Raw genomic sequence first — 24,398 nt, 5'->3', positions numbered from 1 at the left:
CACGGCGCCGTACGCGACAATGGAGCAATGACCACGCTCGCCCCCTCCCTCCCGTTGCTCCGGATCGGCCCGCACACGGTGCAGCCGCCGGTGGTGCTCGCCCCCATGGCCGGCATCACCAACGCCCCGTTCCGCACCCTGTGCCGGGAGTTCTCCGGCGGCAAGGGGCTGTTCGTCAGCGAGATGATCACCACGCGGGCGCTGGTCGAGCGCAACGAGAAGACCATGCAGCTGATCCACTTCGACGCGAGCGAGACCCCGCGTTCGATCCAGCTCTACGGAGTGGACCCGGTCACCGTCGGCAAGGCCGTCCGCATGATCGTCGACGAGGACCTCGCCGACCACATCGACCTGAACTTCGGCTGCCCCGTTCCCAAGGTGACCCGCAAGGGCGGCGGCTCGGCGCTCCCGTACAAGCGGCCGCTGCTGCGCGCGATCCTCAACCAGGCCGTCTCCAACGCCGGCGACCTGCCGGTCACCATCAAGATGCGCAAGGGCATCGACGACGACCACATGACCTACCTGGACGCGGGCCGGATCGCGGTCGAGGAGGGGGTCACGGCCGTCGCCCTGCACGGCAGGACGGCCGCCCAGCACTACGGCGGCACCGCCGACTGGGACGCCATCGCCCGCCTCAAGGAGCATGTCCCGGAGATCCCCGTCCTCGGCAACGGCGACATCTGGTGCGCGGACGACGCCCGCCGGATGATGCGCGAGACCGGCTGCGACGGCGTGGTCGTGGGCCGTGGCTGTCTGGGCCGTCCCTGGCTCTTCGGTGACCTGGTGAGCGAGTTCGAGGGCACGGGGACGCGGCAGGCGCCGGGGCTCCGGCAGGTCGCCGACGTGATGCTGCGGCACGCGACGCTGCTGGGGGAGTGGATCGGCGACGAGACGCGCGGGGTGATCGACTTCCGCAAGCACGTCGCCTGGTACCTCAAGGGCTTCGCGGTCGGCTCGGAGATGCGCAAGAGGCTCGCGGTCACCTCGTCGCTGGAGGAGCTCGGCGGGCAGTTGCAGGAGCTGGACCTGGACCAGCCGTGGCCGGACGGCGCGGACGGGCCGCGCGGGCGCACCTCGGGCAACAACCGCGTCGTGCTGCCGGACGGCTGGCTGAAGGACCCGTACGACTGCGCGGGCGTGAGCCCGGACGCGGAGCTGGACACCTCGGGCGGCTGAGACCGGCCGGAGGTCTCCCGGCGGGCTTTGAGGCGGTCCGCCCGGTCTTCCGGGCCTTTCACGGGCACGCGGCACCATAGGCACCGCGTGCCTCTTCTTTTTCCTTGCTCATCTGAGCGCCACATTCGGCCGGAATCGGCGGCGATTCGGTCAGAGGTGGCTCGAACGAGTCGTAAATGGGCATCGCGCGCTGCACTCCTCCCGTCCTGGTCGCACTTGGGTGATCAAGGCGTGACGCGCGGTCGCCGATCAGGCGTCCGGATGGTGACATCTGAGCGCCCTTCGCGGAGTGATTCTCGCCACCCTGAGAGTCCGCATGCTCAGATGAGCGCAATTTTGAGGGCTTGACTTCTCAAATGATGGCACTCGGTGCCAGGGGCCTCAAGTTTGATCGATCGACGCCTCCATCGCGGAGTGTCGTCGAACTGCCGAAAATCCGCTCCTCTGGGTGATTATGTGTTCAAGAGGTGAATGAATGGCTCCGATCGAGCGATGGACGGCGTCACTTTCGATCTGCTGGCGGACGGGTGGTTGAGGCCTCAAGACGCGCAAGTGGACGTACCCAGACACCTTCGATCTGGGTATGTTCCTCGCCGTCAGGGCAGCCACCGCGTCCTCGAGGAGTCGAGACCCGTGTCGGAAAACAAAGATCCCCACGTAACCACCCCGGAATCCCGGGAGTCCGAGGGCGAGAAGTTCGTTTATGACTTCACCGAGGGCAACAAGGATCTGAAGGACCTCCTCGGCGGCAAGGGTGCGAACCTCGCCGAGATGACCAACCTCGGGCTCCCCGTCCCTCCGGGATTCACCATCACCACCGAGGCGTGCAAGGTCTACCTCGAGAGCGGCGAGGAGCCGGCCGCGCTGCGTGCCGAGGTCAGCGCGCACCTCGACGCCCTTGAGGCGCGGATGGGCAAGAAGCTCGGCCAGGCCGACGACCCGCTGCTGGTCTCCGTCCGCTCCGGCGCGAAGTTCTCGATGCCCGGCATGATGGACACGGTCCTCAACATCGGCCTCTCCGACGAGTCCGTGGTGGGGCTCACCGCGCAGGCCGGGGACGAGCGGTTCGCGTGGGACTCCTACCGCCGCCTCATCCAGATGTTCGGCAAGACCGTCCTCGGTGTCGACGGCGAGCTCTTCGAGGAGGCGCTGGAGGCGGCGAAGGAGGCCAAGGGCGTCACCGTCGACGTCGACCTCGACGCGGCCGATCTGAAGAAGCTGGTCGAGCAGTTCAAGAAGATCGTCGCCCGGGACGCCGGACGCGACTTCCCGCAGGACCCGCGCGAGCAGATGGACCTGGCCATAAAGGCCGTCTTCGACTCGTGGAACACCGACCGGGCCAAGCTCTACCGCCGCCAGGAGCGCATCCCCGGCGACCTGGGCACGGCCGTCAACGTCTGCTCGATGGTCTTCGGCAACCTCGGCCCCGACTCGGGTACGGGTGTCGCGTTCACCCGCGACCCGGCCAGCGGCCACCAGGGCGTCTACGGCGACTACCTGCAGAACGCGCAGGGCGAGGATGTCGTCGCCGGTATCCGCAACACGGTGCCGCTCGCCGAGCTGGAGTCGATCGACAAGAAGTCGTACGACCAGCTGATGCAGATCATGGAGACGCTGGAGACCCACTACAAGGATCTCTGCGACATCGAGTTCACCATCGAGCGCGGTCAGCTGTGGATGCTCCAGACCCGGGTCGGCAAGCGCACCGCCGGTGCCGCGTTCCGTATCGCGACCCAGCTCGTCGACCAGGGGCTCATCGACGAGGCCGAGGCACTCCAGCGGGTCAACGGCGCGCAGCTGGCGCAGCTGATGTTCCCGCGCTTCGACGACGCGGGAGTCGCCGACGGGAAGGGGCCCGAGCTGCTGGGCCGCGGCATCGCCGCGTCCCCCGGTGCCGCGGTCGGCAAGGCCGTCTTCGACTCGTACACCGCGGTCAAGTGGTCCCGTTCCGGCGAGAAGGTCATCCTGATCCGCCGCGAGACCAACCCCGACGACCTCGACGGCATGATCGCGGCCGAGGGCATCCTGACCTCGCGCGGCGGCAAGACCTCGCACGCCGCCGTCGTCGCCCGCGGCATGGGCAAGACCTGTGTCTGCGGCGCCGAGGACCTGGAGGTCGACACCAAGCGCCGCCGGATGACGGTGGGCGGCCGGGTCATCGAGGAGGGTGACGTCGTCTCCATCGACGGCTCCACCGGCAAGGTGTACCTCGGTGAGGTCCCCGTCGTGCCGTCCCCGGTCGTCGAGTACTTCGAGGGCCGGATGCACGCCGGTGCCGACGACGCCGACGAACTGGTCGCCGCCGTGCACCGGATCATGGCGTACGCGGACCGGGTGCGCCGGCTGCGGGTGCGGGCCAACGCCGACAACGCCGAGGACGCGCTGCGGGCCCGCCGCTTCGGCGCCCAGGGCATCGGCCTGTGCCGCACCGAGCACATGTTCCTCGGCGAGCGCCGCGAGATGGTCGAGAAGCTGATCCTCGCGGACACCGACACCGAGCGCGAGACCGCGCTGGAGGAGCTGCTCCCGCTCCAGAAGGCCGACTTCATCGAGCTGTTCGAGGCGATGGACGGACTGCCCGTCACCGTACGGCTGCTCGACCCGCCGCTGCACGAGTTCCTGCCCGACATCACCGAGCTCTCGGTGCGGGTCGCGCTCGCCGAGTCCCGCAAGGACGCCAACGAGAACGACCTGCGCCTGCTCCAGGCCGTGCACAAGCTGCATGAGCAGAACCCGATGCTCGGCCTGCGCGGGGTCCGTCTCGGTCTCGTCATCCCCGGACTGTTCGCCATGCAGGTACGGGCGATCGCCGAGGCCGCGGCCGAGCGCAAGAACGCCAAGGGCGACCCGCGCGCCGAGATCATGATTCCGCTCGTCGGCACGGTCCAGGAGCTGGAGATCGTCCGAGAGGAGGCCGACCGGGTCATCGCCGAGGTCGAGGCCGCCACCGGCACCCGGCTGAAGCTCACCATCGGCACGATGATCGAGCTGCCGCGCGCCGCTCTGACCGCGGGCCAGATCGCCGAGGCCGCGCAGTTCTTCTCCTTCGGTACGAACGACCTGACGCAGACCGTGTGGGGCTTCTCCCGCGACGACGTGGAGGCCTCGTTCTTCACCGCGTACCTGGAGAAGGGCATCTTCGGGGTGTCGCCGTTCGAGACGATCGACAAGGACGGTGTCGGCTCGCTGGTCCGCAGCGCCGTCGCGGCCGGCCGGGCCACCCGCCCGGACCTGAAGCTCGGCATCTGCGGTGAGCACGGCGGAGACCCGGAGTCGGTGCACTTCTTCCACGAGGTGGGCCTGGACTACGTGTCCTGCTCCCCGTTCCGTATCCCCGTGGCCCGGCTCGAAGCGGGCCGGGCAGCGGCGGGTTCGGCGGGCAGCGACAGCCGCTGACCCGGCACCGAATCCCCTGACTCCGCTTCCGGAGCCGCCGTCGGCCCCTCACCACCCTCACCGGCTCGACGGCGGCTCCGGAACACTCCAGGACGGCGGCACCCTGTGCGGGGGTGCCGCCGTCCCGTTTCGTTCTGGGGAAATCCCTGTTCGGCGTTGTTCCTTTTTCTTCGCGCATTAGACAGGGTTCGTTCAATAAGAAAAGAAATGGGCCGGGATGCGGTCCATGGATCCCCATCCATGGACCGCACCCGGGTTACCCCCATCGGGCGCGGTGCCGCACCGTCGTCCACCGCCGCCGGGCGCGCGAAACCCCCCACGGCCTTCACTCGCCCTTCCGGTGGCGCCGGAATCGTGCCCGACGTCGTACAGCTTTTCGGGTGATGGCGGGTGGGGGCGAGGCGTTTCACCTCTGGCCGAAACCCCGTGGTGACTTGCTGTTACGGATCACCTACCCTGGGGTGGGGGTAATTGCGAGTGCAACAGGTGGGGGACCGGTGCTGCGTATCCATATGTCCGGAGTGGACCTTTCCAAGGTGCGGATGGCCACCCGGCCGGACGCGCTGTGGGAAACCGCTCTGAGTTTCCACCGGCTGAGGGACCGGCGCGGTTCCGCGGTGTTCGGGAAATGGCGTACGGAAACCCGGCGTCGGTTGAATGGTGAAGTACGCCTGCTGTCCGCGCTGATTCCACCGCGCGGCTATTTCCCGGATTTTCTGACGCCTTCTCAGGAAAGCGGCGAGCCGTACGGCATCGACGCGGGAATGGAGGCATTACGCGGCACCCCGCCCGGCCGGGTCCTCGCCGAACTCGCCCTGCTCGCCGCCGAACGCCGCGATCCGGTCCGCTCCCCGGACATTCGCGCCGAACCCTTCGGCCGCCTCGCCGACGCCCTGCGCAGCTACCACCGCGCCGCCATCGAGCCGTACTGGCCGCACATCCGGGCCAGCGTCGAGGCCGACCGCGCGGTCCGCGGCCGCGCCCTGCTGGACGGCGGCGCGGACGAACTGCTCGCCTCCCTCCCGCCGATGATCCGCTGGCGGGCCCCCGTGCTGGAGGCGGACTACCCCGTCGACCGGGACGTCCGTCTGGACGGCCGGGGGCTGCTGCTCCAGCCGTCCTTCTTCTGCCGTGTCACACCCGTCGTCTACCGCGACCCCGAGCTGCCGCCGGTCCTGGTCTACCCGGTCACCCACTCCCGCGCCCCGGTCTTCGCCGAACCGGGCCCCTGGCTCGGCCGGCTCCTCGGCAACACCCGCTCGACGGTCCTGAGCGCCATAGGAAACGGCTGCACGACCAGCGAGCTCGCGCTCCGGGCCGGAGTGTCCCTCGCCTCGGCGAGCCAGCATGCCTGTGTGCTGCGCGAGGCCGGTCTGATCCACACTCTGCGGCACGGCGGCTCGGTCCTGCACACACTGACCCCCCTCGGCGGATCGCTGCTCCGGGGCGGCGCACCGCTCGCCATGTCCTGAGGGAGCGGGCGACAGGCGGGCGCCGGGCGTGACGGCACGCGGGCGGATGTGTCGGCAGGCGGACGGGCTCCCGAGCGGCGAAAATTCTTTCGCAGGCGGCGATGAGTTCCGCGATGCCCCGCCGTCTACCTGTCGTACACGTTCGAACAACAGAGAGCGAAGCGGCCATGCCTCAGATGATCTTCGTCAACCTGCCGGTCAAGGACCTCGAAGCGACCAAGGCCTTCTTCGGGAAGCTGGGCTTCTCGTGCAACCCGCAGTTCACCGACGAGAACACCGCATGTCTGGTCATCAGCGACACCATCTTCGCGATGCTTCTCACCGAGCCGCGCTTCAAGGAGTTCACCAAGAAGGAGATCGCCGACGCCTCGAAGTCCACCGAGGTGATCCTCGCCCTGAGCGCCGAGAGCCGGGAGAAGGTGGACGAGCTGGTCGACACCGCCCTCGCCTCCGGTGGATCGCCGGCCAACGAGACGGTGGACTACGGCCACATGTACGGCCGTTCCTTCCAGGACCCGAACAACCACATCTGGGAGGTCATGTGGATGGACCCGGCGGTCGTCGAGGCCTAGGGCGCCTCGTTCGGATCGGACCGGGCTCGCGGGGTCCGGATCGGGCCGGATCAGGGGGCGAGGTCCGGATACGTCACCCCCGTGAGCTGCTCGGACGCCACCCAGAGCCGCTCGCTCGTCACGTCGTCGCGCGTCCAGCCCGCCCGCCAGGACGGGGCGGGTGCGCCGCGCCAGCCCAGCGGCCCCGGCCCGGTGAACGAGTCGGGCCGCACGCCGGGCGCGGTGGCCGCGTACAGCGTGGGCAGCGCACCGGCCGAAGCGGGCTGGGCGACGATCCGGTTGCCCAGCTCGAAGAACCGCTCCACCGCCCGGCGGTTCTCCATCCGGGCGGCGGCGGACTGGAGGTTGGTCGCCGCGTATCCCGGGTGCGCGGCGGCGGCCACCAGCCGGGAACCGGCCCTCGTGAGCCGTCGCGCCAGCTCGTGGACGAAGAGCAGATTGGCGGTCTTCGAGCGCCCGTAGGCGATCCAACGACGGTAGTTCCGCTCGCTGTTGAGATCCCCCATGTCGAGGTCGGACAGCGCGTGCATCCCGCTGGATACGGTCACCACCCGCGCCCCGGGGGTGTCGAGGAGCCGGGGGAGCAGCAGCCCGGTCAGGGCGAAGTGCCCCAGGTGGTTGATGCCGAACTGCCTCTCGAAGCCGTCGGCCGTCGTCCCGTACGGGAGGGCCATCACGCCCGCGTTGTTGACCAGCAGATCGAGCCGGGCGGGCGCGTGGGTCGCGGCGAACTCGCGCACCGAGCCCAGATCGGCCAGATCGAGCGGTACGAACGCCACGTCCGCACCGGTCACGGCCCTGCGGATGCGGGACTCGGCCTCCCTGCCGCGCGTCTCGTCACGACAGGCGAGCAGGATCCTCGCGCCGTGCCGGGCCAGTTCCCGCGCGGTGTGCAGGCCGATGCCGCTGTTGGCTCCGGTGACCACGGCCGTACGGCCCCTCTGGTCCGGGATGTCGTTCGCGTTCCAGCCGTGGCTCATGGGCCCAGCGTACGGCGGCTCCGGAAGCTCAGGTTTGGCTCAATCCGATGGACTGTGCATGGATCGCCTCTCTAGGGTCGCGATCATGCCCGATATAACCATCACCACCCTGATCGTCCTCTGTCTCGCCGCAGCCGCCGCGGGCTGGATCGACGCGGTGGTCGGCGGCGGCGGACTGCTTCTGCTGCCCGCGCTGCTCCTGGGTCTGCCGCACGTCCCGGCCGCGCAGGTGCTGGGCACCAACAAGGCTGTCGCGATCGTCGGTACGTCGGGCGCCGCCGTGACGTACGTACGCAAGGCGCCGGTGAAGGTCGGGAACGCGCTGCGGATCGGACTCGCGGCGCTGGCCGGATCGATGGCCGGGGCGTTCTTCGCCGCCGGGATCAGCAGCGAGGTGCTGCGGCCGGTGATCATGGTGGTGCTGCTGGCCGTCGCGGCGTTCGTGATGCTGCGGCCCTCGTTCGGCAAGGAAACGGGCGACGGCGTGCGGCAGCAGGTCACCCGGGCCCGCGTGATCACGGCCATCGTGGTGGTCGGCGGCGGAATCGGCTTCTACGACGGGCTGTTCGGCCCCGGCACGGGAACATTTCTGGTGCTGGCGCTGACCGCGGTGCTCCGGCTCGACCTGGTCACGGCGTCCGCCACCGCCAAGATCGTCAATGTCTGCACCAACGGCGGCGCGCTGGCGATGTTCGCCTACCAGGGCAGTGTGCTGTGGCAACTGGCCGCGCTGATGGCGGTGTTCAACCTGGCGGGCGCTCTCCTCGGGGCGCGGATGGCGCTCAGGAAGGGCAGCGAGTTCGTCCGCGGTGTGCTGCTGGTCGTGGTGTTCTCGCTGGTCGCGAAGCTGGCCTTCGACCAGTGGACGGCCTGAACGGGCCGTGCCCGGCGGCCGGGTTCAGCGGACGGTGGTCAGATGCGCGTACGCCACCACGTTGCCCCGGTAGCCCGTCGCCTCCGAGAAGCCGCCGCCGCAGGTGATCAGCCGCAGCGAGGCGAAGGACGAGGCGCCGTAGACCCGCTGGTCGGGGAAGTTCTCGTTCTCGTAGACCTCGATCGCGTCGATGGAGAAGACGGCGGTACGGCCGTCCTGGCGGACCACCTCGACCGTGCTGCCCTTCTGCAGGGCGCCCAGGTCGTAGAAGACCGACCGCCCCTGCGCGTTGTCGACATGACCGGCGACGATCGCACTGCCCTTGGAACCCGGGGGAGTACCGTCCCGGTACCAGCCCACGACATTGACGTTCCCGGCCGGCGGCACGTCGAGACTGCCGTCGGCCCCGAGCCCCAGACGGATCATCGGGGCGTCGACCCGGATGCTCGGGATGCGGATGCGTACGGGGGCCGAGGGCTTCAGCGGTTCGGCGACCGGTGATCCCGGCTGCGGTGTCGGGCCGCCGGCGAAGGCCTGGGCGGCGGTCGGCCGGGGCGGGACCAGCCGGGCGTCGGAGCCGTGCTGGATCAGCCAGACACCGGCCAGCGCCGCGATGACCAGCAGCCAGCCCTTGGCCTTCTCGGACACGGTCGTCCTCCGGGAGACGGAACGGGAACGGTCCCGTCCCGGTGGCGCGCGGCCACCGGGACGGAAACCGGGCGGTACGGAGACGTGAATCCGTCTCCGTCAGCCGGCTCTCTGCGTGCCGCTCGCCCGGCGACGCAGGAGCCAGGCTCCGCCGACGGCGGTCGCGGCGAGAACGCCGGCGCCCGCCGCGATCTGGGTGGTGTCGGGCCGGACGCTGCCGCCGACTCCGGTTTTGACGTGCCCGGTGGGGCCCGTCGGGGTGTCCCCGGGGCGGTCTCCCGACGAGGACGCGTTGTCGCGCCCGGACGACGAGCCGTCGTGCTTGCCCGAACCCTCCTCCTCGGTCCGGCCGGCGTTCTCGCCGCGGTCCGTGCCCTCGGTCCGGCCGGCTTCCTCGCCACGGTCCGTGCCCTCGGTCCGGCCGGCCTCCTCGCCGCGGTCCGTGCCCTCGGTCCGGCCGGCCTCCTCACCGCGGTCCGTGCCCTCGTCCCCGGACGGCTTGTCGCGCCCGCCCGGGTCATTGAGGCCGGAGAGGGCGTCGCCCCCCGTGACGGAGTCGAGCAGCGAGGGCGCGAGGCCGGAGAGCTTGTCGAGGGTGAACGAGTTGTCCGTGCCGGACCCGGTCCCGTCGCCCCCGGTTTCGTCGCCCCCGGCCCCGTCGGCCGTGGTGGCCCGTGCCCCGAGGTCCCCGGGGGTCCTCGACACGGCACCGGCCGCGCCGGTCCGCAGTGCGCCGGCATCACCTGCGTACGCGGACGGCCCGGCGGCGAGAAAGCCGAGCGTGGCTATGGCGACCGCGGATGCGGCGGTACCGGTCACTAGGCGGGCAGGACGCATGGGGGGTTCCTCCGGCGATGGCGCGAGTAGGCGTGTCCTGACCCCGAGCTAACGGGCGGTCCGCCGCCGACGCCTGCTGACACCGAGTCAGCTCTCACTCGTACGGACCGGCGTGGCCTCCTTGCCAAGGTGTGAACGTGCAGGTCACGGCGGTGATCGAGGTGGCCGGGGCCGGTCCCGTGCCACCCGGTGCCGATCGGGTGATGCCGCCCGGGGAGAAAGTGGCGCACGTCACATGCATGACCTCGCAGGTGCCGGGCACACGTCTCACACCCCCCACGGGACGGTGTACGAGGCCGCCCCCGGCCGCCGCCCCCACCGGCCCATCCCCCCTGGGTCCGGTGGGGGCGGATCCGCGCCGGAGGGAATCGGACCGCACACGCACAGTCACTGATCATTGCCGATTGCTGCGGCAGTATGTCGACCTCATGGCGAGAGCGGCCAAAGGCTGGTGCGGGCCCACAGGTGCGGACCAGGCTGGCGTTCGCACATTCGTGCTCACGCTCCGTACGCAGAAAGTCCTCGCCGCACATGCACACGCCCCCCGGACCCGGCACCCCAGAGGTGCACCTCCCACGTGCGGGGAGGAGGTCGTGGACATGGTGCGCCATGTGATCCGCAAGGCGGCCGGCTGGCTCCTGATGATCGTGGTCGCGACCAACGCCACGTACTTCCTGGCCAGTTGGTTCCTGGACCCCCGGTCGAACTTCAAGGAGCTGCGCCCGGTCCGTACCGAGGAGCAGATCGACCGGGCCCTCGCGCCGTACAACCTGAGCCCGCAGGAGCCGCTGGTGCACCGGTGGTGGGACTGGCTCACCTCGGTGGTGTTCCACTTCGACTGGGGCAGGTCGCCCACCGGCGTCTCCGTCAACGGGGAGATCGGCTACCGGGCGCTCATCAGCGGGGAACTGGTCATCATCGCGACCGTCCTGTCCGTGGTCATCGGTGTGGCGCTGGCCGTGTACACCGCCTCGCGGCAGTACGGCTGGGCCGACCGGATCTCCCAGGCCGTGTCCATCGCGGTGTTCAACATCCCGACGTCCGTCGCCGCGCTCGCCGTGGTCTTCGTCGCCATCTGGCTGAACCAGAACGCCGGGCTGCACTTCCTCTACGTCGCCGGGGAGAACTCACCGGGCGTCGAGGGACTGTTCCCGACGATCGGCGACCGTCTGCTGCACCTGATCCTGCCGACCCTCAGCCTGACGCTGATGGGCTATGTCGGCTACCACCTGACGCAGCGTTCGCTGCTGCTGGACACGATCAACGCGGACTTCGTGCGTACCGCCCAGGCCACCGGGCTCACCCGGTCCAAGGCGATCCGCAGGCACGCCCTGCGTGCCGCGCTCATCCCGACGGCGACCTCCGTGGCGTTCAGCATCCCGGCCATGTTCACCGGCGCCGTCATCACCGAGACGATCTTCGGCTGGAACGGCATGGGCCGCTACTTCATCCAGACCATCGGCAAGAACGACGTGCACGGCACGGTCGCGACGGCAGCCTTCGCCGCGGCCCTGACCGCGATCGGCGCGATCCTCGCGGACATCGCCACCGTCTTCCTCGACCCCCGGGTGAGGGTGAACTGACGTGGCCACAGACATGACGGCCAACGCCTCGTCCGAAGCGACGAAGGACACGCCCCACCTCGGCCTCGGCCGGCTCTACCTGCGGCGCTTCCTGCGCAACCGCCTCGCCGTCGTGGGTGTGGTGATCTTCGTGCTGCTGGTGCTGTTCAGCGTGTTCGGAGGCCTGTTCACCTCCTACGCGTACTCCGACGCCGACTTCGCCGCGCTCACCGGGCCGCCGAGCTCCACCCACTGGTTCGGCACCAACCAGGGCGGGAACGACGTCTACGCCTCGGCCGTGCACGGGCTCCGGCGCTCCCTGGCGATCGCCGTGAGCGTCTCCGTCCTGACCATCGTCGTCGCCGCGGTCATCGGCTCCAGCGCCGCCTACTTCGGCGGCCGGGTGGAGAAGGCGACACTCGCCGTCATCCACTTCCTGCTGGTCGTCCCCTCGTTCCTCATCCTCGCCCTGGTCTCCCACCGCCTCGCCGGCGACTGGCGGGTGCTCATCGTCGTGCTCACGGTGTTCGGCTGGATGTCCACCGCACGGGTCATCTGGTCCGTCTCGACGTCACTGCGGGAACGGGACTACGTGAAGGCCGCCGAGTTCATGGGCATCGGCGCACCGCGCATCATCCTGCGCCACATCATCCCCAACCTCGGCTCGCTGCTGATCGTCAACCTGACGCTCGGCGTCGTCGCGACCGTACTCAGCGAAACCGCCCTGTCCTTCCTCGGCTTCGGCGTCCAGACCCCGGACGTCTCCCTCGGCACGATGCTCGCGGACGGTGCGAGCACCGTCACGAGCGCCCCGTGGCTCTTCGCCTTCCCCGCGGGCCTGGTCGTCCTGCTCACCGTGTCGATGACCTTCGTCGGCGACGGGCTGCGCGACGCCCTCGACCCGACATCCGTGACCGGTGCGGCAGGAGGCCGACGATGAATCCCACGACCCCATCCCCGGCACCCGCCGACGCCACCCCCGTGCTCTCGGTGCGGGACCTGCGTATCACCTTCCCCTCGGAGGCCGGCCCCGTCGAGGCGGTGCGCGGCGTCGACTTCGACCTGCTGCCGGGCCGGACGCTCGGCATCGTCGGCGAGTCCGGCTCCGGCAAGTCGGCCACCGCCATGGCCGTGATGGGCCTGCTGCCGCCCTCCGCCGAACTGCGCGGCCGGGTGGTGCTCGGCGGACGCGATCTGATCGGCCTCGGCGACAAGGAGCTCTCCGCGATACGGGGCAACTCCATCGGCATGGTCTTCCAGGACCCGCTGTCCGCGCTCACCCCGATCTTCTCCGTGGGCAGACTGCTCTCCGACGCCCTGCGCGTCCATCAGGACCTGACGAAGCAGGCGGCCTGGGAACAGGCCGTCGAACTCCTCGACCTCGTCGGCATCCCCGACCCGCGGGGCCGGGCCAAGGCGTTCCCGCACGAGTTCTCCGGCGGGATGCGCCAGCGCGTCGTCATCGCGATGGCCATGGCCAACAAGCCGTCGGTGCTCGTCGCGGACGAGCCCACCACCGCCCTCGACGTCACCGTGCAGGCCCAGATCCTGGACGTCCTGCGGCTGGCGCAGAAGGAGACCGGGGCCGGACTCGTCCTCATCACGCACGACCTCGGGGTCGTGGCCGGCCACGCCGACGACGTCGCCGTGATGTACGCGGGCCGGTTCGTGGAGCGCGCGGGCGTCGACGAACTGTTCCGCCGGCCGACGATGCCGTACACCGCGCGGCTGCTCGCCGCCGTGCCCACCGTGGACAGCGGGGTCCACCGCCCCCTGGTCCCGATCGGCGGGGAGCCGCCCGCCCTCGTGGACCTCCCCGGCGGCTGCCCCTTCGCGAGCCGCTGCGCCGTCGTCCAGGACACCTGCCGGACCGACGAGCCCGCACTGCGCGAGATCACCGGGCACGGACACGTGGCCTGCCTGCGCGCGGACGAGATCGCCGACGGCACCCTGGACCCCGCCGGGGACACCGGGCCGGAGGGCCTCCCGGGCGGCTCCGGGCCCACCGCGGCCGGCGACGTGGTGCTCCGGGTCGAGGACCTCGTCAAGACCTTCCCCGTCACCAGGGGCGCCCTCCTCAAGCGCCGGGTCGGCACCCTGCACGCCGTCAACCGGGTCGGCTTCGAGCTGCGCGCCGGGGAGACCCTCGGCCTGGTGGGCGAATCGGGCAGCGGCAAGACCACGACGCTGCTGGAGATCCTCCGGCTGAAGCAGCCCGAGGGCGGGCGGATCGAGGTCGCCGGCACCGATGTCGGCACGGTCGCCTCCGCCGCCCGGACACGGGAGCTGCGGCAGGACGTACAGATCGTCATGCAGGACCCGCTGGGTGCCCTGAACCCGCGGCTGCCCGTCTTCCAACTGCTCGCCGAACCCCTCCAGGCCATCGGGCGGGACCGCGAGTCGATCCGTTCCCGGGTCCATGAACTCCTGGCACTGGTCGGCCTGGACGCCGCGGTGAGCGGCCGCTTCCCGGCCGCGCTCTCCGGCGGTCAGCGCCAGCGGGTCGGCATCGCCCGCGCCCTGGCGACCGAGCCGAAGCTGCTCGCCCTCGACGAGCCGCTCTCGGCCCTGGACGTGTCGGTGCAGGCCGGGGTGATCAACCTGCTGGCCCGGCTCAAGCGCGAACTCGCTCTCGCCTACCTCGTGGTCGCCCACGACCTGGCCGTGGTCCGGTACATCTCCGACCGCATCGCGGTGATGTACCTCGGGCACATCGTCGAGACCGGGGAGACGGAGGCGATCTTCGCCGACCCCAGGCACCCGTACACCCGGGCACTGCTGTCGGCGATCCCGGTGCCCGACCCGCGGCGGGAACGGGCCCGCGAACGCGTCGTGCTCCAGGGCGAGCAGCCGAGCGCCACCCGGCCCCCCGCGGGCTGTGTCTTCGTCGACCGCTGCCCCCTGTACCGCTCCGCCGACGAGGACGTGCGCCGGCGCTGTCGCACGGAGCGCCCCGAGCCGGCGGCGGTCGCCGGAGACCCAGGCCACCAGTACGCCTGTCACGCCGTCTGAGCCCGCGCACCGCACTCCGGGGCACCGCGCCGCCCCGCCCGTGAACACAGCTCGTCCCACCCACCCCCGAACCAGAAGGACTTCCGCCATGCGCGCAAGACTGGCCCTGCCCATCGCTCTCGTCGCCGCCGTCTCGGTCGCAGCCACCGCGTGCGACGCCTCCTCCGGGAAGGGCGGTTCCGACGCGGCGGGCAAGGACACGCCCAAGGCCGCGTCGGCCGCGGCCGACTACAACCCCGTGCCCTACGACCGGCTCAAGGACGGCGGCACCTACACCACCGCCGGGACCTTCGACGACCAGGGCAACCCCTTCAACGTCAACGCCACCCTGACCGCTTCCCGGGTCTGGGCCTGGTACAACGCCGACGCGATCACGTACTCGCCCACCGGCGAGGTGCAGTACAACCCGGACTACTACAGCGATGTGAAGGTCTCCGTCGAGGGCGGCAGGCAGACGGTCACGCTGACCATCAACGAGAAGGCCGCCTTCAACGACGGCACCCCGATCGACTGGACCGCCATCGAGGCCACCTGGAAGGCCAACAACGGTTCGAACAAGGCCTTCGACGCCTCGTCCACCGACGGCTACGACCAGATCTCCTCGGTCCACAAGGGTGCGAACGCCAAGCAGGCCGTCATCGAGTTCAAGGGCGTCAACGCCTCCTGGACGACCCTGTTCACCACCTTCCTGCACCCCGAGGCGGCCACCGTCGCCAACTTCAACAAGGCGTACGTCAAGAAGGCCCACCCGGAGTGGGGAGCGGGCCCGTACACCGTCGGCGAGTGGGACACCCACTCCGGCGGCATCACCTTCGTCCGCAACCCGAAGTGGTGGGGCAAGAAGGGCAGGCTCGACAAGCGCGTCTACGTCAACCTGGAGTCGACCGCCGCGGTCAACGCCTTCAAGAACGGCCAGCTCGACTACACCTCGGCCGTCGACGCGGAGAGCCTCAAGCAGGTCAAGGGGCTCAAGGGGACGGAGATCCGCAGCGGCGGCAGCCCCTTCGAGTACTCGCTCTACTTCAACACGAAGTCGGCCAACCTCGCGGACACGGCCGTCCGCAAGGCCATCCAGGAGAGCATCGACCGCTCCCAGATCGCGAAGATCCAGTTCCAGGGGCTCGACTACAAGGAGCCGCTGCCCGGTTCGGCGGTGCTGTACAGCTTCCAGAAGGGGTACCAGGACAATGTCTCCGCCGTCCTGACGTACTCACCGGACGAGGCGAAGAAGACACTCGACGCGGCGGGATGGAAGCCCGGCAGCGACGGCATCCGGGTCAAGGACGGCAAGAAGCTGGAGGTCGGCTACACGATCCTCGGTGACGAGCCGCTGGACAAGGCCATCGCCGGTGCCTTCACCGCGATGCTGAAGCCGGTCGGCGTCGAGGTCGTCACCAGGAAGGCCGACGCGGCGGACTTCTCGAAGATCCTCAGCGAGCGCAGGTTCGACCTCTTCCTGTCCGGCAACCGCTCCATGGACCCGTTCGGCGCCCGCTACCTGTGCGACTTCTACTGCTCCGACCGTGACTCCAACATCACCGGCTCCGGTACGCCGGCCCTGGACAAGGAGATCCGCGCCACCGGCGAGATCGCGGACCTCGACGAGCAGATCGCGGCGGTCAACAAGGTCGAGCGGAAGGCGCTCCAGCAGTACGCCTTCCTGCCGCTGTTCAGCGGTCCCTCGACGTACAGCGTGAAGAAGGGCCTCGCCAACGTCGGCGCCACCATCTTCCACAGCCCGCTCCCGGAGACGGTCGGCTGGGAGAAGTAGCCCGCACCCCGGCGGAGTCCTGCCCCGGTACGGTCGCCCGACCGTACCGGGGCAGGATCGCAGGACCCGGCCGGACGGGCTTGACCTCAAGTGTGGTTGACATACGAGTCTTTCCGCATGGACCTCACCACAGTTGCCCCGTCCGCCGCATCCACGACCGGCGCCACCGCACCCCTGAAGGTCGCGGTCATCCTCGCCAGCAACCGCGAGGGGCGGTTCGCACCCGTCATCGCCGACTGGTTCCTCTCGCACACCGCCCCGCACCCCGACATCGAGACCGATCTGATCGACGTCGCGGAACTCGACCTCCCGGTCGCCCTCTCCTACCGCCCCGACACCGGGGCACAGGCCCGGCTCGCGGCCGTCGCGTCCAGGCTGGCGGCGGCCGACGCCTTCGTCGTCGTCACGCCCGAGTACAACCACTCGTACCCGGCCCCCCTGAAGAGCCTCATCGACTGGCACCGCGCCGAATGGCAGGCCAAGCCCGTCGCCTTCGTCTCGTACGGCGGGGTCTCCGGCGGGCTGCGCGCCGTCGAGCACCTGCGGCAGGTCTTCGCGGAGCTGCACACCGTCGGCATCCGCGAGACGGTGTCCTTCCACAACGCGGGCGCCCTGTTCGATGACGAGGGCAGGCACCTGGACCCGGAGGGCTGCGACGCGGCGGCCAAGGTGCTGCTCGACCAGCTGGTCTGGTGGGGGCACGCCCTGCGCGACGCCAAGGCCGTCCGCCCGTACGGCGCCTGACCGCAAGCGCCGCGCCGCGGCGTCCTGGACAATCGACGGGTACCGGGACACACAGGACCGACCCCGCAGGAGCCGAAGGTGACGACGCCGGCATGGCTGACCGTACTGACCACGACGGACAGTGAGGAGAAGGCCCATGCCCTGGCGCAGGGCGTGGTGGAGGCACGGCTCGCCGCCTGCGTCCAGATCTCCGCGCCCGTCACCTCGGTCTACCGCTGGCAGAACGCCATCGAGACCACCGAGGAGTGGCAGCTGCTGTTCAAGACGACGACCGAGCGGTACGACGAGCTGGAGGCCCATCTCCGGGCGGCGCACGACTACGAGACCCCGGAGATCGTCGCGATCCCGGTGGTACGGGGCAGCGCCCGCTACCTCGCCTGGGTCTCGGCCGAGACCGCACCGGTCACGTCCCTGTAGCCCCGGGCCCGCCCCGGGGCTACCGCCCGTGCTCCGCCGCCAGCGCCTCCCCGATCCCGGGCTCCCGCGGCCCCAGGAAGTGCGGGTCGCGCCCGAACGCCGCGTCCAGCGCCGCCTTCCCCGCGGCGAACACCTCCCGCGTCCCGCCGTAGTACCAGGTCGCGTCGTGCACGGCATCCACGCCGACGCCGTACGCGTCGATCCCCGCGGTACGGCACAGCGCGACCGCCCGGCGGATGTGGAACCCCTGGCTCACCAGCACCGCGCGGTCGACCCCGAAGATCTTCTTGGCCCGCACGCACGAGTCCCAGGTGTCGAAGCCGGCGAAGTCGCTCACGATCCGCTGGTCCGGCACCCCGTGCTCCCTGAGATAGGTGCGCATGGCATCCGGTTCGTCGTACTCCTTCCGGCTGTTGTCACCGGTCACGAGCACGACCTTCACCTTCCCGTCCCGGTACAGCTCGGCGGCGGTCTTCAGCCGGTTGGCGAGATACGCCGACGGCCTGCCCTTCCAGAGCCCCGCCCCGAACACCACGGCCACCTCGTGCGCGGGCGCGTCCGCCGTCGTCCCGACCCGGGAACCGGCGGCGGCGTACGTCCAGGTCGAGGGCGCCAGCGCGAGCACACACGCGACCATCACCCCCTGCACGGCCCTCCGCTGCCCACGCCGCGTCCGCGGCCACCGGGGCCGCAATCGCCCGGGCAGCTGTCGTCCCGGCCACTTCACCCGCATGGGAATCCCTCGTTCCGTACTCCGTCGTTCCATAGGATCGGACGACTCCTGGGTCGAAAGGGTTCTCGAACGGGCAGAATCCGTCACCCGGTCACAAACGGAACCCGCAGAACCGCAACGGCGGAAATCCGGCCGACGGGCATCTCCGGGCCGCCGCCTGAGCCTTCTTGTCGGCCCGGCCGTTTACTGTCGGAACCATGGACGGCATGGACAGCACACAGGACCACGGCACGGCTCCCTACGGCGCGGCCGACTCCGAGCGCTGGGACACCGAGCCGGACAAACGCCCGGGCCGTACGGCTTTCCAGCGCGACCGCGCCCGGGTGCTGCACTCCGCCGCGCTGCGACGGCTCGCCGGGAAGACCCAGGTCGTCACCCCGGGCACCCGCAGCCACGCCTGGGACGCCAGCCCCCGCACCCGGCTCACCCACTCCCTCGAATGCGCCCAGGTCGGCCGCGAGCTCGGCGCGGCGCTCGGCTGCGACCCCGACCTGGTCGAGACCGCCTGCCTCGCCCACGACCTGGGCCACCCGCCGTTCGGCCACAACGGCGAGCAGGCGCTCAACGACTTCGCCTCGGACTGCGGCGGCTTCGAGGGCAACGCCCAGTCGCTGCGCCTGCTGACCAGGCTCGAACCGAAGCGGTTCGTCCCCGACACCCGCACCGGCGAGCTGGTCAGCGTCGGGCTCAACCTGACCCGGGCCGCCCTGGACGCCGCCACCAAGTACCCCTGGCCGCGCGGCCAGCACCCCACCGACCCCGGCTCCCCGAAATTCGGGGTGTACGAGGACGACCTGCCGGTCTTCGCATGGGCCCGCGAGGGGGCCCCGAAGGACCGCAAGTGCTTCGAGGCCCAGGTCATGGACTGGTCCGACGACGTCGCCTACTCCGTGCACGACTTCGAGGACGGGCTGCACGCCGGCCACATCGACCCCGACTGCCTCTACGCCGAACCGGAGCGCAACGAGATCTGGGCGGTCGCCGTCGGCCGCTACGTACCGGCGGACACCGAGCCCCAGGAGCTGGCCGACGCCCTGGACCGGCTCATCGCCCAGGACTGGTGGCCGCACGGCTACGACGGGTCCGCCGTCGCCCAGGCCCGCCTGAAGGACGCGACGAGCCAGCTGATCGGCCGGTTCTGCCTCGCCGCCGAGAGCGGCACCCGGCACACCTACGGAACGGGCCGCCTCGGCCGGTACGCCGCCGAACTGGTCGTCCCCCGCGAGACCCGGAACGAATGCGCCGTGCTCAAGGCGGTCGCCGACCGCTACGTCATGCAGCGCGCCGAGCAGGAGGCGATCCGCGCCGACCAGCGGATCGTGATCGCCGAACTGGCCGCCGCCCTGACCGCGCGCGCCCCCGAAGGACTGGAACCCCAGTTCCGGGCGCTGTTCGACGCCGCCCGCGACGACAGGGCCCGCAAGCGGGTCCTGGTCGACCAGATCGCCGCCCTGACCGACGCCTCGGCACGCTCTCTGCACGCGTCGTTCACGGAACGCAGACACCGGGTGTGACCTGATCGGGGTACACCCTCTTTCGCCATCACGCTGCGTGCGGGACGCTCGCAGATGGCGGCGCCGCGAAGCAAGCACCCAGGAGGCATCAAGTGGTCGACGCACATCGGACGTTCGTCATCGTCGGCGGAGGGCTGGCGGGAGCGAAGGCAGCCGAGACGCTCCGGGCGGAGGGTTTCAGCGGGCGGGTGATCCTGCTCGGCGACGAACGGGACCATCCGTACGAACGCCCTCCGCTCTCCAAGGGCTACCTCTCCGGCAAGGAGGACCGGGACAGCGTCTTCGTCCACGAGACCGCCTGGTACGCGGGTGCCGACATCGAGCTGCACCTGGGGCAGCCCGTCACCTCGCTCGACCGGCAGGCCCGCGCCGTACAGCTCGGCGACGGCACCGTCGTCCACTACGACAAGCTGCTGCTCGCCACCGGGGCCGAGCCGCGCCGCCTCCCCGTTCCGGGCACGGACCTGGCCGGCGTCCACCATCTGCGCCGCCTCGCCCACGCCGACCGGCTGCGCAACGTACTGGCCGCACTCGGCCGCGACAACGGCCACCTGGTGATCGCCGGGGCCGGCTGGATCGGCCTGGAGGTCGCGGCGGCGGCGCGCGGCTACGGCGCCGAGGTCACCGTCATCGAACCGGAGCCGACCCCGCTGCACCAGGTCGTCGGCCCCGAGCTCGGCCAGATCTTCACCGATCTGCACACCGACCACGGGGTCCGCTTCCACTTCGGCGTCCGCCTCACCGAGATCATCGGCCAGGACGGCCTGGTGCTCGCCGTCCGCACCGACGACGGCGAGGAGTACCCCGCCCACGACGTCCTCGCCGCGATCGGCGCCGCGCCCCGCACCGCCCTCGCCGAGACCGCCGGGCTCGCCATGGCCCCGCGCGCGGACGGCGGCGGCATCGCCGTCGACGCCTCCCTGCGCACCAGCGACCCGCACATCTTCGCGGCCGGTGACGTCGCCAATGCGGACCACCCGCTGTTCGGCGCCCGGCTGCGCGTGGAGCACTGGGCGAACGCGCTGAACAGCGGTCCGGCCGCGGCCCGCGCCATGCTCGGCCAGGAGGTCGGCTACGACCGGGTGCCGTACTTCTTCTCCGACCAGTACGACCTCGGCCTCGAATACTCGGGCTGGGCGCCGCCGGGCAGCTACGACCAGGTGGTCATCCGGGGCGACGCGGGGAAACGGGAGTTCATCGCCTTCTGGCTGAAGGACCGCCGGGTGCTGGCCGGGATGAACGTCAACGTGTGGGACGTCACCGAGACCGTGCAGGGGCTCATCCGGTCCGGCCGGCAGATCGACCCGGACGCGCTGGCGGACCCGTCCGTACCGCTGGAGACCCTGTCCTGAGCCGTGCCGGACCGGCCCCGCCGCTGCGCGCGGCACCGCCGGGTTCCACGGATCACATCGGCGCGCTCCACGGCTGTCGTACCCCACCCGTAGACTTCACCCGTGGCAGGCAGGATCAATGACGACGACGTGAAGGCGGTAAGGGACGCGGTCCCGATCGACGCCGTCGTTTCCGAGTACCTCCAGCTGCGCAACGCGGGCGGTGGCAACCTCAAGGGCCTCTGCCCGTTCCACGACGAGAAGTCCCCCTCCTTCCAGGTCAGCCCGAGCAAGGGTCTCTTCCACTGCTTCGGCTGCCAGGAGGGCGGCGACACGATCGCCTTCGTGCAGAAGATCGACCATCTGACGTTCGCGGAGGTCGTCGAGCGCCTCGCCGCCAAGGCGGGCATCACCCTGCGGTACGAGGAGGGCGGCTACAACCCCTCCCACCAGCGCGGCGAGCGCATCAGGCTGGTCGAGGCACACAAGGTGGCCGCCCAGTTCTACGTCGAGCAGCTGGACGGACCCGAGGCCGGGATCGGCCGGAAGTTCCTCGCCGAGCGCGGCTTCGACCAGGCGGCCGCCGCCCACTTCGGCGTCGGCTACAGCCCGGCGGGCTGGGACCACCTCACCCGCTATCTGCGCGGCAAGGGCTTCAGCGACAAGGAGCTGATCACCTCCGGCCTCTCCCAGGACGGCAGGCGCGGCCCCATCGACCGCTTCCGCGGCCGGCTGATGTGGCCGATCAGCGACACCTCCGGAGACATCGTCGGCTTCGGCGCCCGCAAGCTGCGCGACGACGACAACGGTCCGAAGTACCTCAACACCCCCGAGACCTCGATCTACAAGAAGTCCCAGGTGCTGTACGGCATCGACCTGGCGAAGAAGGACATCGCCAAGGCCAGCCGGGCCGTGGTCGTCGAGGGCTACACCGACGTCATGGCCTGCCATCTCGCCGGGATCACCACCGCCATCGCCACCTGCGGCACGGCCTTCGGCGGCGACCACATCAAGATCCTGCGCCGGCTCCTGATGGACAACGGCAGCGCCCGGGTGATCTTCACCTTCGACGGTGACGCGGCCGGGCAGAAGGCCGCCCTGCGCGCCTTCGAGGACGACCAGAAGTTCGCCGCGGAGACGTACATCGCGATCGCCCCGGACGGCATGGACCCCTGTGACCTCCGCCTGGTCAAGGGCGACGAGGCGGTCCGTGACCTGGTCGAACCCCGCACCCCGCTCTTCGAGTTCGCGCTCCGCCAGATCGTCGGCCGCTACGACCTGGAGACCCCGGCGGGCCGCGGCGCCGCGCTCGACGAGGCGGCCCCCGTCGTGGCCCGGATCAAGAACAGCTCCTCGCAGCACGAGGTCGCCGTCCAGCTGGCCGGCATGCTCGGCATCCTGGACACCCAGTTCGTCGTCAAGCGCGTCGGCCAACTCGCCCGCTGGGCCCGTGAGCGGGGGGACCAGCGGGGCCCCGCCCAGCCGCCCTCCCGCGGCGGCCGCCGCGACGAACGGATCCAGGCCCCCGCCACCCCCTCCGGCCCCGCGCTCAACCTCCGCAGCCCCGCCCACCGCACCGAGCGCGAGCTGCTGAAGCTCGCCCTGCAGAAGCCCGCCCTGGTCTCCCCGGCCTTCGACGCCTACGGGGCCGACGAGTTCACCGCCCCGCCGTACGCGGCGGTGAGGCAGTGCATCGCGGAGGCCGGCGGCGCCGAGCTGGGCGTCCCCGAGACCCGCGAATACCTGGTCCAGGTCCTGGACGCGGCCCCCAACGACACGGTCCGCAACCTGGTCACCGAGCTCGCCGTCGAGGTCTTCCACGGCAAGACCATCGACGAGAACTACGCGGGCATGCAGCTCGTCCAGGTCCGGCTGCGCGCCGTGGACCGCCGGATCGACGACGTACAGGGCAGCCTCGCCCGGCTCGGCAGCAATGTCGCCCCGGACCATCTGGCGGCCGCGCAGAACGAGGTCTGGGTGCTCCAGCAGTACGCCCAGTCCCTGCGCAGCAACGGGGCCGACGCGCTCTGACGCGCCGCCCCGGCGGCGGGAGCGCCCCCGCGTAACCGGCCGGTCACGGACCGGACTCAGAAAGTCGCCGCACGCCCCTCGTGGCGGCGATGTGTCTTCCCCCACACTGGGGGCGGTGCCTGAGACATCGGAGCGCGGCCGGCCCACCGAACGGTGGTCCTCCATCCCCGCGGTCCGGCAGCGATCACCTGGAGGTCGCCCCCGTGCAGACCCGGACCCTGACCGAAACCGAGCATGTCTCGGCCATCCCCGCGCAGAACCGGGCCGTGCACCATCCGGAGGGCGCGGTGGAGCCGCCGACACCGGACGAGCCGCCGGAGCCGCTCATGGAGGAGCCGCCCCGGGCGCCCGAGCCGCGGGGCCGTCCGGAGACCGCCGGTCCGTCCTCCGACCTCTTCCGGCAGTATCTGCGGGAGATCGGCCGGATCCCCCTGCTCAGCGCCGCCGACGAGGTGGAGCTCGCCCGCCGCGTCGAGGCCGGGCTCTTCGCGGAGGAACGGCTCGCGAGCACCCCCGACCCGGACACCCGGCTGGCCGTAGACCTCGACCGGCTGGTGGTCATGGGGAGGATGGCCAAGCGCCGCCTCATCGAGGCCAACCTCCGGCTCGTCGTCTCCGTCGCCAAACGCTATGTCGGCCGCGGGCTGACCATGCTCGATCTGGTCCAGGAGGGAAACCTCGGGCTGATCAGGGCCGTCGAGAAATTCGACTACGCGCGGGGCTACAAGTTCTCCACGTACGCGACCTGGTGGATCCGGCAGGCCATGTCCCGCGCCCTCGCCGACCAGGCGCGGACCATACGGGTCCCGGTCCATGTCGTCGAACTGATCAACCGCGTCGTACGCGTCCAGCGCCGGATGCTCCAGGAACGCGGCTACGAGCCGACGGCGGAGGAGGTGGCCGGCCAGCTCGACCTCACCCCGGAGCGGGTCGGCGAAGTCCTGCGGCTCGCCCAGGAACCCGTCTCGCTGCACGCCCCCGTCGGCGAGGAGGACGTCGCCCTCGGCGACCTGATCGAGGACGGCGACGCCGCGTCCCCGGTCGAGTCCGCCGCGTTCCTGCTGCTGCGCGAGCACCTGGAAGCGGTGCTCTCGACGCTGGGCGAGCGCGAGCGGAAGGTGGTCCAGCTGCGCTACGGGCTGGACGACGGGCGGCCCCGTACCCTGGAGGAGATCGGCAGGATCTTCGGCGTGACCCGCGAACGCATCCGCCAGATCGAGTCCAAGACCCTCAACAAGCTGCGCGACCACGCCTTCGCCGACCAGCTCCGCGGCTACCTCGACTGACGGCACGAGGGCCCGCACCGCCGGGCGGCGGTACGGGCCCTC

Annotated in this window: 20 protein-coding genes; 15 read left to right on the top strand and 5 right to left on the bottom strand. The window is 70.7% G+C overall.

Annotated features, from left to right (window positions below):
- Nucleotides 1–27: 27 nt before the first annotated feature.
- Nucleotides 28–1,176, top strand: coding sequence for a tRNA dihydrouridine synthase DusB (gene dusB / locus ACWCPY_RS08190; protein ID WP_451263529.1), 1,149 nt, complete (start codon nucleotides 28–30; stop codon nucleotides 1,174–1,176).
- A gap of 58 nt (nucleotides 1,177–1,234) precedes the next feature.
- Here dusB and ACWCPY_RS08185 read toward each other — a convergent pair whose 3' ends face one another.
- Nucleotides 1,235–1,360 carry a hypothetical protein gene (locus tag ACWCPY_RS08185; RefSeq protein ID WP_451263527.1) on the bottom strand — a complete coding sequence of 42 codons (126 nt, stop codon included), beginning with the start codon at nucleotides 1,358–1,360 and terminating at the stop codon, nucleotides 1,235–1,237.
- Between the two features lie 449 nt (nucleotides 1,361–1,809).
- On the opposite strand from ACWCPY_RS08185, the gene ppdK reads away from it, so the two are divergent.
- The 3 genes from ppdK (at nucleotide 1,810) to ACWCPY_RS08170 (ending at nucleotide 6,616) form a co-directional block, all read left to right on the top strand.
- The gene (ppdK, locus tag ACWCPY_RS08180; RefSeq protein ID WP_451263526.1) at nucleotides 1,810–4,572 is read left to right on the top strand and encodes a pyruvate, phosphate dikinase; all 2,763 of its coding nucleotides are present in this window, start codon (nucleotides 1,810–1,812) and stop codon (nucleotides 4,570–4,572) included.
- 497 nt (nucleotides 4,573–5,069) lie between these two features.
- Nucleotides 5,070–6,044, top strand: coding sequence for an ArsR/SmtB family transcription factor (locus tag ACWCPY_RS08175; protein ID WP_451263525.1), 975 nt, complete (start codon nucleotides 5,070–5,072; stop codon nucleotides 6,042–6,044).
- A 167-nt stretch (nucleotides 6,045–6,211) separates the two neighbouring features.
- Nucleotides 6,212–6,616, top strand: a complete 405-nt coding sequence (locus tag ACWCPY_RS08170) for a VOC family protein (protein ID WP_451263524.1) — start codon at nucleotides 6,212–6,214, stop codon at nucleotides 6,614–6,616.
- Between the two features lie 50 nt (nucleotides 6,617–6,666).
- On the opposite strand, the gene ACWCPY_RS08165 is transcribed toward ACWCPY_RS08170, so the two are convergent.
- The gene (locus tag ACWCPY_RS08165; RefSeq protein ID WP_451263523.1) at nucleotides 6,667–7,596 is read right to left on the bottom strand and encodes an oxidoreductase; all 930 of its coding nucleotides are present in this window, start codon (nucleotides 7,594–7,596) and stop codon (nucleotides 6,667–6,669) included.
- 85 nt (nucleotides 7,597–7,681) lie between these two features.
- On the opposite strand from ACWCPY_RS08165, the gene ACWCPY_RS08160 reads away from it, so the two are divergent.
- Entirely contained in the window at nucleotides 7,682–8,470 is a 789-nt protein-coding gene (locus ACWCPY_RS08160) for a sulfite exporter TauE/SafE family protein (RefSeq protein WP_451263522.1), read from the top strand.
- A gap of 24 nt (nucleotides 8,471–8,494) precedes the next feature.
- On the opposite strand, the gene ACWCPY_RS08155 is transcribed toward ACWCPY_RS08160, so the two are convergent.
- Together ACWCPY_RS08155 and ACWCPY_RS08150 are read right to left on the bottom strand one after the other, a co-directional pair.
- A complete protein-coding gene (locus tag ACWCPY_RS08155) occupies nucleotides 8,495–9,118 on the bottom strand; it encodes a class F sortase (protein ID WP_451263520.1) in 624 nt (207 codons plus the stop codon).
- A gap of 99 nt (nucleotides 9,119–9,217) precedes the next feature.
- Nucleotides 9,218–9,955 (bottom strand): hypothetical protein, encoded by a 738-nt coding sequence (locus ACWCPY_RS08150; RefSeq protein ID WP_451263519.1) that lies wholly within the window; start codon nucleotides 9,953–9,955, stop codon nucleotides 9,218–9,220.
- Nucleotides 9,956–10,554: 599 nt separating this feature from the next.
- On the opposite strand from ACWCPY_RS08150, the gene ACWCPY_RS08145 reads away from it, so the two are divergent.
- The 6 genes from ACWCPY_RS08145 to cutA all read left to right on the top strand — a co-directional run bounded on the left by ACWCPY_RS08145 (nucleotide 10,555) and on the right by cutA (nucleotide 17,461).
- Complete coding sequence (locus tag ACWCPY_RS08145) at nucleotides 10,555–11,538, top strand: ABC transporter permease (RefSeq protein WP_451263518.1); 984 nt, start codon at nucleotides 10,555–10,557, stop codon at nucleotides 11,536–11,538.
- A 13-nt stretch (nucleotides 11,539–11,551) separates the two neighbouring features.
- Nucleotides 11,552–12,457, top strand: a complete 906-nt coding sequence (locus ACWCPY_RS08140; RefSeq protein WP_451263719.1) for an ABC transporter permease — start codon at nucleotides 11,552–11,554, stop codon at nucleotides 12,455–12,457.
- On the top strand, nucleotides 12,454–14,529 hold the full coding sequence (locus ACWCPY_RS08135; RefSeq protein ID WP_451263517.1) for a dipeptide ABC transporter ATP-binding protein: 2,076 nt from the start codon (nucleotides 12,454–12,456) through the stop codon (nucleotides 14,527–14,529). Before ACWCPY_RS08140 ends, ACWCPY_RS08135 begins: the two co-directional genes overlap by 4 nt.
- Nucleotides 14,530–14,617: 88 nt before the next feature.
- Nucleotides 14,618–16,300: an ABC transporter family substrate-binding protein gene (locus ACWCPY_RS08130; protein WP_451263515.1), complete on the top strand. Its 1,683-nt coding sequence runs from the start codon at nucleotides 14,618–14,620 to the stop codon at nucleotides 16,298–16,300.
- A 117-nt stretch (nucleotides 16,301–16,417) separates the two neighbouring features.
- Nucleotides 16,418–17,044 carry an NADPH-dependent FMN reductase gene (locus ACWCPY_RS08125; RefSeq protein ID WP_451263514.1) on the top strand — a complete coding sequence of 209 codons (627 nt, stop codon included), beginning with the start codon at nucleotides 16,418–16,420 and terminating at the stop codon, nucleotides 17,042–17,044.
- A 78-nt stretch (nucleotides 17,045–17,122) separates the two neighbouring features.
- Nucleotides 17,123–17,461, top strand: a complete 339-nt coding sequence (gene cutA, locus ACWCPY_RS08120; RefSeq protein WP_451263513.1) for a divalent-cation tolerance protein CutA — start codon at nucleotides 17,123–17,125, stop codon at nucleotides 17,459–17,461.
- A gap of 19 nt (nucleotides 17,462–17,480) precedes the next feature.
- Here cutA and ACWCPY_RS08115 read toward each other — a convergent pair whose 3' ends face one another.
- Nucleotides 17,481–18,194, bottom strand: coding sequence for a SanA/YdcF family protein (locus tag ACWCPY_RS08115; RefSeq protein WP_451263512.1), 714 nt, complete (start codon nucleotides 18,192–18,194; stop codon nucleotides 17,481–17,483).
- A gap of 197 nt (nucleotides 18,195–18,391) precedes the next feature.
- Here ACWCPY_RS08115 and ACWCPY_RS08110 point away from each other — a divergent pair, with 197 nt between their 5' ends.
- The 4 genes from ACWCPY_RS08110 (at nucleotide 18,392) to ACWCPY_RS08095 (ending at nucleotide 24,356) form a co-directional block, all read left to right on the top strand.
- Nucleotides 18,392–19,708, top strand: a complete 1,317-nt coding sequence (locus ACWCPY_RS08110) for a deoxyguanosinetriphosphate triphosphohydrolase (RefSeq protein ID WP_451263511.1) — start codon at nucleotides 18,392–18,394, stop codon at nucleotides 19,706–19,708.
- Between the two features lie 92 nt (nucleotides 19,709–19,800).
- Nucleotides 19,801–21,060: an NAD(P)/FAD-dependent oxidoreductase gene (locus ACWCPY_RS08105; protein ID WP_451263510.1), complete on the top strand. Its 1,260-nt coding sequence runs from the start codon at nucleotides 19,801–19,803 to the stop codon at nucleotides 21,058–21,060.
- Nucleotides 21,061–21,162: 102 nt separating this feature from the next.
- Nucleotides 21,163–23,070: a DNA primase gene (gene dnaG, locus ACWCPY_RS08100; RefSeq protein ID WP_451263509.1), complete on the top strand. Its 1,908-nt coding sequence runs from the start codon at nucleotides 21,163–21,165 to the stop codon at nucleotides 23,068–23,070.
- A 203-nt stretch (nucleotides 23,071–23,273) separates the two neighbouring features.
- Nucleotides 23,274–24,356 carry an RNA polymerase sigma factor gene (locus ACWCPY_RS08095; RefSeq protein ID WP_451263508.1) on the top strand — a complete coding sequence of 361 codons (1,083 nt, stop codon included), beginning with the start codon at nucleotides 23,274–23,276 and terminating at the stop codon, nucleotides 24,354–24,356.
- Nucleotides 24,357–24,398: the final 42 nt, after the last annotated feature.

The sequence above is a fragment of the Streptomyces sp. NPDC002403 genome, assembly GCF_053593015.1.
The sequence above is the reverse complement of the archived record's forward strand: the minus strand, read 5'-3'. Positions and strand labels throughout refer to the sequence as shown.

Coding starts and splice junctions, on each gene's coding strand:
- ACWCPY_RS08110 (WP_451263511.1), top strand. CDS start 18,392: ATGGACGGCATGGACAGCACACAGGACCACGGCACGGCTCCCTACGGC.
- ACWCPY_RS08135 (WP_451263517.1), top strand. CDS start 12,454: ATGAATCCCACGACCCCATCCCCGGCACCCGCCGACGCCACCCCCGTG.
- ACWCPY_RS08170 (WP_451263524.1), top strand. CDS start 6,212: ATGCCTCAGATGATCTTCGTCAACCTGCCGGTCAAGGACCTCGAAGCG.
- ACWCPY_RS08160 (WP_451263522.1), top strand. CDS start 7,682: ATGCCCGATATAACCATCACCACCCTGATCGTCCTCTGTCTCGCCGCA.
- ACWCPY_RS08115 (WP_451263512.1), bottom strand. CDS start 18,194: ATGCGGGTGAAGTGGCCGGGACGACAGCTGCCCGGGCGATTGCGGCCC.
- ACWCPY_RS08185 (WP_451263527.1), bottom strand. CDS start 1,360: ATGCCCATTTACGACTCGTTCGAGCCACCTCTGACCGAATCGCCGCCG.
- ACWCPY_RS08165 (WP_451263523.1), bottom strand. CDS start 7,596: ATGAGCCACGGCTGGAACGCGAACGACATCCCGGACCAGAGGGGCCGT.
- ACWCPY_RS08145 (WP_451263518.1), top strand. CDS start 10,555: ATGGTGCGCCATGTGATCCGCAAGGCGGCCGGCTGGCTCCTGATGATC.
- ACWCPY_RS08130 (WP_451263515.1), top strand. CDS start 14,618: ATGCGCGCAAGACTGGCCCTGCCCATCGCTCTCGTCGCCGCCGTCTCG.
- dusB (WP_451263529.1), top strand. CDS start 28: ATGACCACGCTCGCCCCCTCCCTCCCGTTGCTCCGGATCGGCCCGCAC.
- ACWCPY_RS08125 (WP_451263514.1), top strand. CDS start 16,418: ATGGACCTCACCACAGTTGCCCCGTCCGCCGCATCCACGACCGGCGCC.
- ACWCPY_RS08150 (WP_451263519.1), bottom strand. CDS start 9,955: ATGCGTCCTGCCCGCCTAGTGACCGGTACCGCCGCATCCGCGGTCGCC.
- ACWCPY_RS08140 (WP_451263719.1), top strand. CDS start 11,552: ATGACGGCCAACGCCTCGTCCGAAGCGACGAAGGACACGCCCCACCTC.